Consider the following 14016-nt stretch of genomic DNA (forward strand, 5'->3'; position numbering starts at 1 on the left):
GAAATAATCGATGCTAGTAAAATAAATGAGCATAAATATGCTCCTACTCAGCCTTAAAAACCAAAATCATCTACTATTGCTATATCAATATTGAATGGTATTCTCTCATAATCACCATTCGCATCTTCTTCATCTTCCATAACTAAGAAATATTGCTTAGTTTTATCATATACCCTACTTTCTAGAACAAACTCAATTCTATAAGTCCTATCCGTAGGATTCTCTGACCTTGAATCTGCTATTATAGACTTGATATTTGATATCTTATTTCCTTCTTCATCTTCAAAATAAGTTCTTATTTTCTTTCCGATTACTTTATCCTGTAGTTTTTCATCTTGGAAGAACTCTAAGAATGTTATTGGATTAGTTACCTTTCTATTTATACTTGTTAAAGATACTTTAACCTTTCTTATATCATTAACTGATGATGTACTTCTGTCATTCTTAAATCTTATAACTGGTACTACAATTTCTTGTAGCATTGCTCCACCATGAACATAGTTAGCACCTGCTCCTTGAACTTTAAATCTTGAAGTTCCATTTGGAGTTATAACATATTTATTAGAACCATCTCCTAATAAATAATCCATACTAAATGTTATTGTACCTTCAACATCTTCATCTTTAGATGTTAATAAGAATCTTCTGCTATCTTCACCATCATCAAGTTTAATGCCTGATATTTTATTACTCTCATTCATGGCACTTCTTTTATAAAGATATCCATGATCTGCTGTAATGATTATACTTGCTGCACTTACTCTATTAACTAACTTATTTACTAAAGCAATTATTTCTTTAAAGGATTCTTCTGTAGCACTAAATACTTCTCTCTCTGTTGAAGCATGATCGCCCCTTGCATCTATAGTATTATGATAAATATAAACTACTTCTAAGCCTACAAATACTTTCCTTATTTCAGCATCCCTCATATCCATAACTTTATCATAAGTAATTGCTAATGATTTTTCATTCTCCATTTTTAAAATAGAGTCTCTGTTATCTGTTCCATTACTACTTATTCCGTTAACTATAACATCATATTTATCATTAATTTCAATAGTTTTATTAGGTAAAAGAGATGCCATTCCTAACTTTGTATAGGTCGGTAACACACCTTGCATATAATCCAACTCACTTTTACCTTTTCGCTCATTTGTAAGTAAAGTGTTTAACTCTTCTGCACTTTCATATCTTAATCCATCAGATATTATTACAAAAGTTCTCTCTTTTCCTTTATACTTAATATTTTCTCTGTAGAATTTATCTTGTTGTTTTAAACCTCCTATTCTCCAAGAATTTAAACTTTTAATAGAATCATTCCATTTAATTGATAACTCTTGTACATACCAGTTATTATATGTATTTTCAATAGTATCTCTTAAATCAGTTAATTCTTCTTTCCATTGACAATTATCATAATGATAATAGAACTTTCTATATGCTTTATCTATATAGTAGTAATCTTTTGTATAAGACTTAACCATATCAAATGAGCCTTCTGTTTGTATCATTGAATTTAATGACTTCTTCTTATTCAATAAGTTTATAGCCCATTTTATAGCCTTATATTCACTTTTATACTGCTTATAATAATGTAATGTTCTTCTTGATGCTAAAATAGATAAATACTTATCATATTCTTCTACACCATCTTTTAATAGATTGGTTATTCTAGTTAAAATTATTTTATCAACATCTTCAAAAACTTCACATTTTATAAATTCATCAGTATCCCTTTTTTCTAATAACTGCGATATTTTTAGTTTTCCTGCAATCAACTCTTGCATCTTATCATAATAATCACTATCTTTAATGTTATCCATAAAATGATTTATGAAAACTAAACAATTTCTAACCTTTGAAGAAATATATGTTGTATATGCTTTAGGGAATTCAAACTTAATATTTTCATTCATATTAGTTACTAATAACATAGCCATAAATCTCTCTATGCTTTTTTCTTCAAATGAATATCCAAAATACTTCTCAAGTAAATCCCATAATGCATCTACATTTCCAAATTTCTTTATATCTTCATATATCTTATTACTTCCATCTAAATAGTCTTTAATAATAGCCTTAATTATTTCCTCAATATCCATTACTTTAACCTTAGTTAAAACAGCAAGAACACCTATATGAATTTTTTCTTTTGTATAATCTTGAATACTTAAATTTTTAAATCCTGATATTCTTTCTTTATTTTTAAAGAATACATTATAGATTTCAAACTCTGACTTTAGCAATGAATCCATTACTCTTAATTCTCTCATTATAACTGTTGCTCTATCAGTAGAGAATTCTTGGCTATAAGAAAAGATATCATAAAGCCAATCTTCTTGTGGATCTGGCTTTTTCATATTTGAATATATTAATATATTACTTGTTTCGTCTTCTTTTTCTATATAATGTTTTATCCAGAAGGCATTGTTTTCAGTTAATTTAATAACATTTATTCCCTCTAAATCAAAACTATCTATTTCATCTATAAAATCTTCATTTTCATCATACCAAAACACAATATGACGCTTCTTACCATTATCTAATGGCTTTAAAAATAACTCTTTAAGAAAATTTCTTATTTCTTGTAAGTTCACTTGAACACCTCTATCTATTTTGAAATAACTTTTCCTGACTTATAATAAAAGTATAATTGATACTATTTTATATCATTATATACCCAACCATCTTATGTAATATAGGTAAGATATAAATCTCACTTATATTTAAGAATTATATTTTTGCTAATAAATTCATTTTAGTTTCTTTACCCTTTGAATTAATTACCTTTATATCTTGGAACTTAGCATAATTTACTTTCACACCATCATCTAAATCAATAGATATCTTTTCATTTGCTAAATGAGCCACTACTTTGTCATACTCTCTACATTCCTCTATTTGCTTAGAAATTCTATCAATTTTCTTCTTAGCAGCAGTTCTATCCTTTGCAGTATACTCCTCTGAATCCACAACTAACTGAAGTCTATTAATCTCTGCTTCGTATTTTCTTTGTAATGTATGAAGGTAATCAGTTCTAACCTTAGCAACTGTTTGCTCGTTATATCTGTGCATATAAATTAAACATCTAAATCCATCATTCTTACCCGACTCAAACATCCAGTATATAGGTCTCTTTTGATAAACTTTTAAATGATCCTTATAAAAATCCTTAATAAAATATCTTCTAATTGCCTGTCTAGCAGTTTCGGATGCTTTTCTTCCTATAGAATCTGCAATAAAATCTAAGTTTTCTTCTAAAGTATCTTCTCCATAAACAGTTTTAACAAACTCTATAAATCTAGAAACAATATCATCTTCAAAGTATTCACCTTCTGTAATAGGAATAATATTATCACCATCAGGCAATAAAGTAGCATCAACCCATGAATCAAATACTATATTACCATCTTCATCTTTTTCTATCTTTCTTACCCTCTTATCATCAATATTCCACTTATCATTGAAATATCCACCTGCATAAATTAAGCCTTCAGCATCTATAGAATATCTACCCATCATACAGCCAACAGCATAAGAAATAAAAGACTTAATATCTCTTTCTCTATTTGCTTTTCTAATAGTAATATCTTTATCTAATACCTCTGGCGTCACCTCATTTTGTAATCCATAGATATCAATAAAAATTCTATTTAACTCTTCTTCATTATATTTTAATTGTTTAAAGTTTTCTTCACATTTATCTTCCCACATTATAAATAGATTTTCAATTTTATATTCATTACCTTTATATGGTAGTTCCAATAATGGATGAATCCTAAAATCCCATGAGATTTCAAATGAATCCCACTCATTTCTCGCTAACTTTATATTATACATAACTAAAAATTTAACTTTATCAAAACTACAATTATTTAGTATAAATGGTATTCTTCCTATATTTCCAGGCTTAAAGTGTACTGTTGGATTAATAATCTCTAAAAAATTTATGGATAATTTTGAATTTAAGAGTCCCAATATATAATTTAATTTTGTTTCATCTACAAATAAACAAGGTCCAGCATCTGCAAATATAAATCCTTCATCAGAATATCTTGCTGTAAATCCTTTTGAACTTACATCTGTCCATGTTATACATTTCTTAAAATAATACTTTTCATTTCTAATAATTGAATTGCTAAGTTGCTTTATTTCAGTCCCATTGTTAGCCCAATTTATAATATTTACATTATTTCCATACCATCTTCTGTACTCCCCACCTTTATTCAATGGATACCATTTGCACACATTCGAGCAACATTCTCCCTTTTGGTAATCAAAACTAACTACTTCATACCAATTCCTTATGAATTTTTCATTATCGCCAGTAGATAACCCCATTTTGGGCTCTGATACATCTGCTATACATCTTTCTGATTTAAATATTCTTTGCAACTCGTTACTTATCCAATATGCAATTTGACATCCCTCTAATTGTGAGAAGTTATCATTTTTTTTATAAAACATATAATTTACTTTTACGTTATTTTTTGCTTCTAAATATTTTATTTCTTGATTTTCAAATCCCTTAAACTCTTCTAGTCTTATAAATATACCATTTTCATTAAAATTTCTATTTTTTAATGTAAAACAACATATAGGCACTGTTGCATCTTCGAATGAAGAGTATTCAAGTTGTACTAAAGAACTTATATTGGCAAATTGAATCAAATCTTCTCTTAATTCATTATATATCTTAATAAACATCCAAACATATGGTGTCATAAATCCTAAATGTCCATTTTTTTTAGTATATATTAAATTTCTCTTCATAAATATAGTGAATAAATCGCCTTTATATTTATCCCATTTTTTAATAAGAATATATTTTTTTATATTATCATTTAATCCTTTAACACCAATATACGGAGGATTAGTAACACAAACCTCATACTTCCTACTCATTATTTCTGTCTGTTTGATTATCATAGGAAGGTTATCTAAAAGCATCTTTCTATAATCACCAAAAATTAAGTTTTCATCATCTTCTATTTCTTTTAATCTTTGTTTCAAGAAATCAAAATTTACTTTTTGAACTTCTAATATAGAACCATATTCTTTAGCATCAGTAAATACCTTAATTAAATATTCCACATCTTTTCTTAATTCTTCATTTTCATTAACAAAATAATCTATTGCTTCTCTATTAATACTATTGCTTTCTTGTATAGCACATAAATTCAATTCTAAATGTTCTCTTTCTATCTCTCTAAATAATCTTCTATTATAATGTCTAGCCTTCATTATTAATGCAAATGATGCTAGTTGAGCCGCTCTATCGTCAATATCTAACCCATAAAGATTATTTTGCAATATCATTCTAGGTATTTCTCTTTCAGAATACCCTGCTGTTTTATATATTTCATAAAGAACATCAAAAGCATATACTAAAATATGCCCTGACCCCATACATGGATCTAAAACTTTTATATCTTCTGGTTTTAGTTTTGCATGTTCTTCCCTTATTTTCTTTAACTCTTCATCTACTTCTGGCTCTTGTTCTGCTTCTTCTAAGTAATATTTAAATTCTTTTTGTAGTTCTTGATTTGGATGTCCTTCAAGCCATAGTCTTCCTAATGAATTTTCCAACATATATTTAACAATCCATTTTGGAGTAAATAATTGAGTTGCTGCTGGTATATTTTCTTTTGTTATTTTTACATTTTTCTTTAAGGCTGCAAATACTTCATCTTTCTTTTCTGAAATATAGTATTGGTACATCCATCCTATTATTTCTACTTCTTCAAGCCAATCTGATTCTTCTATATCTTCAACCATTTTTCTTATAACAGAACTTTCTTCTAATAAATTATCTGGTAATAAAAGTTCTGTATAATCGCTTATTTTCTCAAACATTTGAGGTATTATTTTCCCTAGTTCATTACATTGTTTAACTAGAATAGTTCTATATGCCTTTTCTCTATCTAATGTATCACCTGTATCTAAAAGATCATATATTTCATTAGCATTTAAATTTAACTCATCTATTATTTCAGATACCTTAGTTAAAACATCTGGTTCTTTTTTTCCCTCAACCTCTGATGAAAGTACCCTAACCCCTGATGGTAGAAAGTCATTAACTTCCATATATCTAAGTCCCATAAATCTATTAAACCAAGTATATGCAACTTCTTCCATTACTTGCTCAAAACCTTTTATCTTATTTGTATGTTCATTAATCTTATCAATTAAAATTTCTCTGTCATCATATGATAAGTTTAAAACTTTCTCTGTGTTTTCAAGAGAAAATCCTCCCTGAACCTTTTTTGCTTTTAACGCTTTAAATTCACCTTCATTATCTATAAATATCCCTATATATTTTGCTCTATCTTTAACTGCTTCAATTAAATTTCTTCTTGACCAAATAGCAAAAGATTTAATTTTATTTTTATCCATATTTCTATTCCTCTCTTAATTATAAAATTATTATCTATATTATAAGTTCAATTACTTTTTTCATATCATTTGGTACATCATCTACAGTAAATTTTGATAGAATTTTACTCCTAGAACACGTAATATTATATTTTTCTTTAATCCATCTGTTAATTAATTTTATTGCATCTTTTCCATTTACTAAAGCAAACTTTTCTTCTACTGTATTCCATTTATTCTCAATAAATTCACGTGCCTCCCTATTACAAGTTATAGGATCCTTACTTCTATTAATTTCGCCAAATTGTTTAGCATAGTGATCTACTACATCAACCTTAAAAATATCTAATTTGGAATTCAATTCATTATAGAACTCACTATAATATTGTTTATCCAAACCTGTAACTCTAAATATAACTTCTGGCACCAATATATAATTTTCTATTTCTTTTCGCTCCCAAACATGTAGTATTAATTTACTTTCTTCTGCTCGCTTAAACAATTCGTTTATCTCATTCTCTAAATGATAATCATGATCTAGAATACATATTGTTTTTATCATATTTGAAGTTTCCTCATAAAATAGTTTTGAGGTACCTAATGCTTCATTGAATCTACTCCATCCACCTAATGATATCCATGGTATCATCTCTAATGAGAATTCATTATCAGGGTATAATATTTCATAAAATTTTGATAAAATTTTAATATCATTTCCTTCTACAAATAGACATTTTCTAAAATCTCCCAACCTCATTAATGATAAATTTTGAGCACTTCCAATATTATCAACTATATTTTGAACTGCTTTTAAATCCGTGCAATATTTCATATTCCGCGTCATTTTATCTATTTTTAATATATATTTAGGATCTACTTCAGAAATTAACTCTATTGAATGTGTTACAATTATAACTTGTGGAAAAGTTGATTTTACAATTTTTAATATTTTTCTTTGCATGTCAGGATGCATATAAACATCTGGTTCATCTAATATTATTGTTTCATTTTTATCTAATCTAGATATAAACCAAATTATTTGTAACCACATTTGTATTCCACTTCCCATCAAACCAATTTCTGCTGGGAATCCTGCATCTTGAACCATTAATTGTATATACTCACTTTGAGACACATCATAATATAAATCTCTAATTTGCAATCCACTCCATGTTTCTTCTGCTAATCGTTTAAAATTGTCGTATTTTTTCTCTTTAAACAAATGTAGTTCTTTTAGCACTAAGCCCACTCCTCGCCCCATATTTTATTATAAGATAAGGGAAGTTACTTCCCTATTAATTTTCAACTTAGTTCACATACAAGTAATTATATCAAATTTATAATAGTATCCTTCTCTAATTCTTCTATTAGCTTCTTTCTTAATGCTTCAACAACTTCATTTATATCAGTAGTATTTTTTATAACCTTCTGTCCTTTAACTAATTCTCTCATACTTAAAGTTTTAGTTTTTATTACTATCTCTAGTTCTGGTTTAACTGGCTCTGCAATGTATCCTGTATCATTTCCTTCTGTTGCTATAGGAGGTTCTTTAATATTATTTGCTAACTCAATTTCTTTAGCCTTTAATCTCTTTTGTCTTTCATCTTCTGCTAATATTTCTTTAATCCACTTTAATTTTAACTTATCTGAAAGGTCTGACATTGATGAAAGCACTGCAAAACTATTAGCCTTTTCAGTTCTAGTTACTAAATTATTAAATTCTTCATTTATTGCATTAAAGAACTTACTCTCAAAGTCATAGTTTTCTAAAGTCTCTATAACTTCTTTCTTACATATTTGAATAAATCTAAGAACAGGAATACTTTCTTCTTCTAATAATGATAAAATCTTATTATTATACTTTTCTATTAATAGTGGAATAGTTGGTATTTTAGAGTATGGCTCTTTCATTCTTAAAATAGTTTTTATTTCTTCAACTATTTCCTTAATTTCATCATTTACTATATACTCTTTGTTTTCATCATAATTTCTTAACTTTTCTATTGCACTATCGAATATTAATCTTTGTTCTCCCTTAGACGAAGTATCAATAGTTCCATTTTCTTTCTTAAAGAAGAATCCCTTTATGTTATCAACATTATCTATATAGTCTAAGAAATCATCTTCTAAGCCGTACACTTTCTTAAAGAATTCTAATGTATCCTTAACTTCTATAATATCTTTAAATAGTTCTCTGCCCTTCTTTAATATCTCTTCTCCAGGATATCTACTTGTTATACTAAAGTTATTTAACATTACTTCTAGTCTATACAATTCTGTTCTGCTATGTTCTTTAAATAAACTCATCATTCCATCTTCATCACTTGGCATAGAGGAAAACCCGAATAAATCTTTATTTAAATCCTTTAATGCTTCTATATACTTAGTTGGAACTTTTTCTCTAATCTTTAAAATAACCCTATCTACATAATCTCTCTTATTAACATAATTAACAACTTCTCTGTTATTTGGTGCTAATACCTCATTATTTAAAAGAACCTTTATATCTTGCTTTTTAAATAAAGTTACTATTACTCCTTGAATGTCTATCTCTTTCCATCCATATGGAGCATTTGAAAATTTACTTATAACACTTTTAACAGTTACTTGAAGGTTTCTTGATGTACTTGTTTCTATATGTGTTTTTATTTCATCTATTGCAAGTCTGTTAGGATCAACATCTATCATAGTCATTTTAACTAACTTAGCATCTATAATATCAAATAAATCCTTTGTAGTTTCTTTAAATTCCTTTATATAATTTAACTTATTATATTTAGAATCTATTAAAGCTTTTAGCCCTTCATTTACTCTATCTACAGCACCCTTTTCTTTTATATCTAAAAGACTTCCGTTTACATATATTTCTGCCGTTCTTATTGCTTCTTCAATTAAAAGTTTTGCTCTTTTTAGCCTGTCTTCTCTTTCTCTACTTTTCTTAGTTTTTATATCCTCTATAGTAGAAGTTGACTTTGAGCCACCTTTTAATCTTAAATATGCATCTATTTTTAATACATTTCTTATTTCATCTAAAAAATTATCATATCTTGCAATATTAACTATTACATTATTTTCTCTAATAGATAGTTGTTTTAATTCACTTTGGGAAGTACCACCTCCACCTATTAAATCAAAATTAGCAGTTGTTATTCTAACACCTATTTCATTATTTTGTGGACCTCTTGTTCTATCATCAACTATCTTGTTAAATGTAAACATATATTTTTTAGAGTACTTATATTTATTATCTTTATATATATCATCAAAGATAATTTCTCCAACCTTTTGTATAATTTCTCCATTATCTACATTCATATTCTTTATTTCTTTATTAACATCCTGTTCGTCATTAGTAAGGAATACATACTCTTCTCCATTCTCTTGTACTAATGTTTCCCTTATTAACTTCTTTAATGACTCTTGAACTTTAAATGTCAAATCTCTATGAGATGCATCTATATTATCAACTAGCAAAGTTGCTAGGTTGTTTATATTCGCTTTAATTTCCTTTACGTATTTAACTAAGAATAATAACTTTAATACTTCTACATCAAATTCATCTAATCTATCATTTTTTTCTGCATTCATAATAACAGATCTTATTGATGAATCTAGGAAAGTTTCTATGGTTTTATAAAATGCTGAAAAAGGAACTAATATATTAGAATCACTTTCCATATAATCTACTGCAACTTGTTGATAAGCACCTAAAAGAGATCTCTCTCCCTTAGATAAACTCTTTCCAGATGCTCCATGTTCTCTTACACCATTAAATGCTGATTGTAGTAAATTAAATTGATATGGTATAAAAGGATATATTTCTGCAAAATCCTCACTATTCTTATATAACTTCATTTCTGCTGTATCTGAAGTGAAAGTTAAAAGATTCTTTATTATTGATTCTTTTTGCTCGTATAATGCTTTTAAATGACTTTCAGCGCATTCTGTTTTTCTAAGTATACGCTTCTTAATAACTTCATCAACGTTTGCTGATGATAAAGATAATCTTGTATTAAATCTACCTTGAATCTTAGAAAAGTCATTTCCTTTTACCTTTGTAAACTCGTCTAATCCTTCTTGTGAAGTTACTATAACCCAGCACTTACCTTGACATTTAGTACCTAAATCCTCAACAACTGTTTGAAGGTTAAGCATAAGTTGAGTATTATCTCCAATATATTGTCCAATTTCATCCACCAAAAATACAACATGGTGATTTTTACCCTTTGAATTGCAATATTCCTTTACCTTAGTAGCAAAATCATCAATACTTAATGAATAATTATTTTCAGCCTTGTTATACCAATTTCTAGCGGCATCTATGCTCATTTTAGTAGTTTCTGCTAATGCTTCTACTATTGCATCTTCTTCAAAGTAGAAATTAGACCTGCACTTTTCCCATTCTCCACCACTTATCTCTTTAAACTTTTCTTTAAAATTTTCATAAACTCCATCCTTAGCCATTTGTCTTTCTAAGTCTGCAAGCCAAGGCATAGTACCACAAAATCCTTGCATTTCATTGAAAACTTTATTAAATACATTAACTATTGCATCTTTATTTAATTTACTTTTAGAGTCCGATTTTGAATCTATATTAAATAGAATTACATCACTTGAAACATCTCCTGCTGCTTTCATATTTGCTAATATAAAACTATCTAATCCCTTATCATCAAAATAATTAATAGCGTTTTTTCCTTCTATACTTTTATTTTTTAATAAATAGGATAATATCTTTAAGAAATGTGACTTACCACTTCCAAAAAATCCAGAAATCCAAACTCCATTTTTATCAGTATTTCCTATAATACCTGTCTTATAGGCTTCAAAGAATCTATCTATATGTTTATTTAACTCTCCAGTTACAACATATTCTTCTAATTCTTGCTTAATATTTTCATCATCAGCCTGACCTACTTTAATTACCCCTTTAATATCTCTATCAATTGGTTTATAAAACATTGATTTTAATTTTATGTCCATAAATATACTCCTCTATACCTTAATATTTGTCTATTAATTGAAATGCTCTATAATAGTTATCATCTTTTAATTGGTTAAATAACATAAGTGTTCCCCCATCATATGTGCCTGGGAAAAACATTACTAATGGTTGCTCCTCAACAATTCTATGAAGATTATTTAATATAGTATGTGACCTTATTATAGGCCACGCTTTACCAATACCAGTTAAAAATACTATATCCGCACCTTTAAGCCTTGATCCAATGTACTCTAAAAATAAATCATCATCTTCAGTAATTCTTAAACATGTTTTTATTGCCTTTAAAAGTACATGTTCACTACCTTTATCCTGCTCCATTTTAAAACAGCGCTCTAAATATCCAAACTCAATTAATGTTTCTATTATAATTTCATATAAATCAAATTCAACAATATTTAATCCATAGGCTGACTTAGCCTTTTCTTTTATAAATTTAACTCTATCTCTAATTAATAATTCTTCCTCTGGATTATAATCAAATATATAAAATCCAATTTCATTACCTAATCCTTTGTTTTTTCTAAAGTCAGGTTCAACTATATTAGGTAATATCTCATCCAATCTTTGATATATATCTTTCACTCCATTAACCACCTATCATTTAATAATTGATTATTCCAAGTATTGCATTTAAGTAAACACCATCTCCGATACTATATAAGTAGTCCTTTGCTTCATTTTCAATTATAGGAATTTTGATTTTTCTATCTCCCTTTTGATTAACTATAAGTCCACTCTCAAAAAGAATCCTTATGTAAACTTGTTTTAACTTCTTAAAAGTGTACTCTGACCATGATGCAACTTTTTCGCTTTGTTCTCTCTTATTTTGAAAAAACACACTAAAATCTTTATCTTTTATAAATAAATCCTTTAATAATATTTTTTCTTTATAAACTTCATTAATAAATTCAAAAAACAATCTATCTGTTTTTAATATTGCATATAAAACCAAAATCTTTGATGTTTCCACATTACTATTCTCAATTTTATCTATAATATATTTATCTAGATCTTTTAATCTTGCAACAATTATTGATGCAACTTCCTTCTTTCTAGCTTGACTTTCTAACTGAAAAATATTATCTTCTAACGACTTTTCTTTTAACAAATCAACTTCTAAGCCTTTATTTATAAGACTTGAAGCCTTTTTAGTCTCTTTATACAAATACGATCTCGACTTAATTGTAGATTTATATTCCATTTAAAATATCGCCTCCGTGGTCCACTTTGTATTAATTATTATACCATCTATTAATAAAAATATATATTATTACATTAAATATGATAAATTTATTTTTTCTCAGATTATAATTAAAATAAAAACCATCTGTTAACAGATGGTTTTTATCTTAATTATCTATTATTTTTTAGCCACATAATAGCACTATATGCATATATAGCTGCTCCAGTTACTAGTATATCTTCATTAAATACAACTTTATCATTATGCATTGGTGCTCCATATAAAGGATTTTCTTCTTTAGTTCCTGCACCAATCATAAAATAAACACTTGGTACTTCATAAGAATAAGATGCAAAGTCTTCTGACCCCATGCCTCCATGTTCAAATGAAATAACAGCTTTTTCACCAACTAAATCTTTTATATAATTTCCAACTTCATTTGCTAAATCTTTATCATTTGCTAATGGTGGTACTGAAGATAACTCTATTAATTTAGCTTCTCCTCTAAACATTTTAGCCGTTGATATTACTATATCATTCATTCTCTTAAATATAAAATCACCTAAATCCTTATCTAGATTTCTTATTGTTCCTTCCATAATAACTTGTTCAGGTATTATATTTGGTGCATCTCCACCTTGAAATTTACCAATTGTTAATACTGCTGGTTCAGTTGCAGGGATTTCTCTACTTATTATTTCTTGCAAAGATATATATATATGAGCGGCTATATTTATAGGATCAACACCTGTTTCTGGCATGGCTCCATGACATCCAGTTCCTTTTACAATTATTCTAAATCTATTGCATCCAGCTAATCCTGTTCCTAAACCGTATAATACAACATTTGAAGGTGTTCCTGAATGTACATGCATAGCCATCGCTGCATCAACTTTAGGATTTTCAAGGACTCCTGATTTTATCATTTTTTTAGCTCCTGTAAAACCCTCTTCATCTGGTTGAAATACTAACTTAACGGTACCTTCAATTTGATCTTGATTTTCTTTAAGTAATTTAGCTGCACCTAAAAGCATTGTAGTATGCATATCATGACCACAGGCATGCATACATCCATTAGTTGACTTAAAATCACATTCAGTAGCTTCAGTCATAGGTAGCGCATCCATATCTGCTCTTAATAAAAATGTTTTTCCAGATTTATTTCCTTCTATAGTAGCCACTATACCACTTTCGCAAATTTCTATTGGATCATATCCAAATTCTTTTAATTTATTCATTACATAAGTTTTAGTTTTTGGCAATTCAGTTCCAACCTCTGGATTACTATGTATTTGTCTTCTATAACTTATTAAATCATCTTTTATTAATTCTGCTTGTTTAATAATATTATTCATATTTGCACCTCCTATAGTATATTAACTATTTATTATAAAATTTAATAATCTCTTTTTCTTCTCTTTAATCTGAATATTATCTAAATTATATACTA

7 protein-coding genes are annotated in these 14016 nt (G+C 27.5%); all 7 read right to left on the reverse strand.

The genetic code is table 11. The features are described 5' to 3' along the window. Positions 1-53: 53 nt before the first annotated feature. Entirely contained in the window at positions 54-2600 is a 2547-nt protein-coding gene (pglZ, locus tag BUA70_RS11125; protein WP_072897336.1) for a BREX-1 system phosphatase PglZ type A, read from the reverse strand. Positions 2601-2736: 136 nt separating this feature from the next. Further along, the gene (gene pglX / locus BUA70_RS11130) at positions 2737-6399 is read right to left on the reverse strand and encodes a BREX-1 system adenine-specific DNA-methyltransferase PglX (protein ID WP_072897337.1); all 3663 of its coding nucleotides are present in this window, start codon (positions 6397-6399) and stop codon (positions 2737-2739) included. A gap of 34 nt (positions 6400-6433) precedes the next feature. After that, a complete protein-coding gene (locus BUA70_RS11135) occupies positions 6434-7618 on the reverse strand; it encodes an AAA family ATPase (protein WP_072897338.1) in 1185 nt (394 codons plus the stop codon). A gap of 86 nt (positions 7619-7704) precedes the next feature. Next, positions 7705-11361, reverse strand: a complete 3657-nt coding sequence (gene brxC / locus BUA70_RS11140) for a BREX system P-loop protein BrxC (protein WP_072897339.1) — start codon at positions 11359-11361, stop codon at positions 7705-7707. Positions 11362-11380: 19 nt separating this feature from the next. Continuing rightward, positions 11381-11965 (reverse strand): DUF1788 domain-containing protein, encoded by a 585-nt coding sequence (locus tag BUA70_RS11145; protein WP_072897340.1) that lies wholly within the window; start codon positions 11963-11965, stop codon positions 11381-11383. Between the two features lie 19 nt (positions 11966-11984). Then, positions 11985-12584, reverse strand: coding sequence for a DUF1819 family protein (locus BUA70_RS11150; RefSeq protein WP_072897341.1), 600 nt, complete (start codon positions 12582-12584; stop codon positions 11985-11987). 152 nt (positions 12585-12736) lie between these two features. Then, positions 12737-13921: a M20 metallopeptidase family protein gene (locus BUA70_RS11155; RefSeq protein ID WP_072897342.1), complete on the reverse strand. Its 1185-nt coding sequence runs from the start codon at positions 13919-13921 to the stop codon at positions 12737-12739. Between the last annotated feature and the right edge of the window lie 95 nt (positions 13922-14016).

It is taken from the genome of Clostridium fallax, assembly GCF_900129365.1.
In the GTDB taxonomy this organism is placed as follows: Bacteria; Bacillota; Clostridia; order Clostridiales; family Clostridiaceae; genus Clostridium_AH; species Clostridium_AH fallax.

What these genes read in the sequence shown, in the direction of transcription:
- BUA70_RS11150 (WP_072897341.1), bottom strand. Translation starts at nt 12,584, where the DNA reads ATGGAATATAAATCTACAATTAAGTCGAGATCGTATTTGTATAAAGAG.
- pglX (WP_072897337.1), bottom strand. Translation starts at nt 6,399, where the DNA reads ATGGATAAAAATAAAATTAAATCTTTTGCTATTTGGTCAAGAAGAAAT.
- BUA70_RS11155 (WP_072897342.1), bottom strand. Translation starts at nt 13,921, where the DNA reads ATGAATAATATTATTAAACAAGCAGAATTAATAAAAGATGATTTAATA.
- brxC (WP_072897339.1), bottom strand. Translation starts at nt 11,361, where the DNA reads ATGGACATAAAATTAAAATCAATGTTTTATAAACCAATTGATAGAGAT.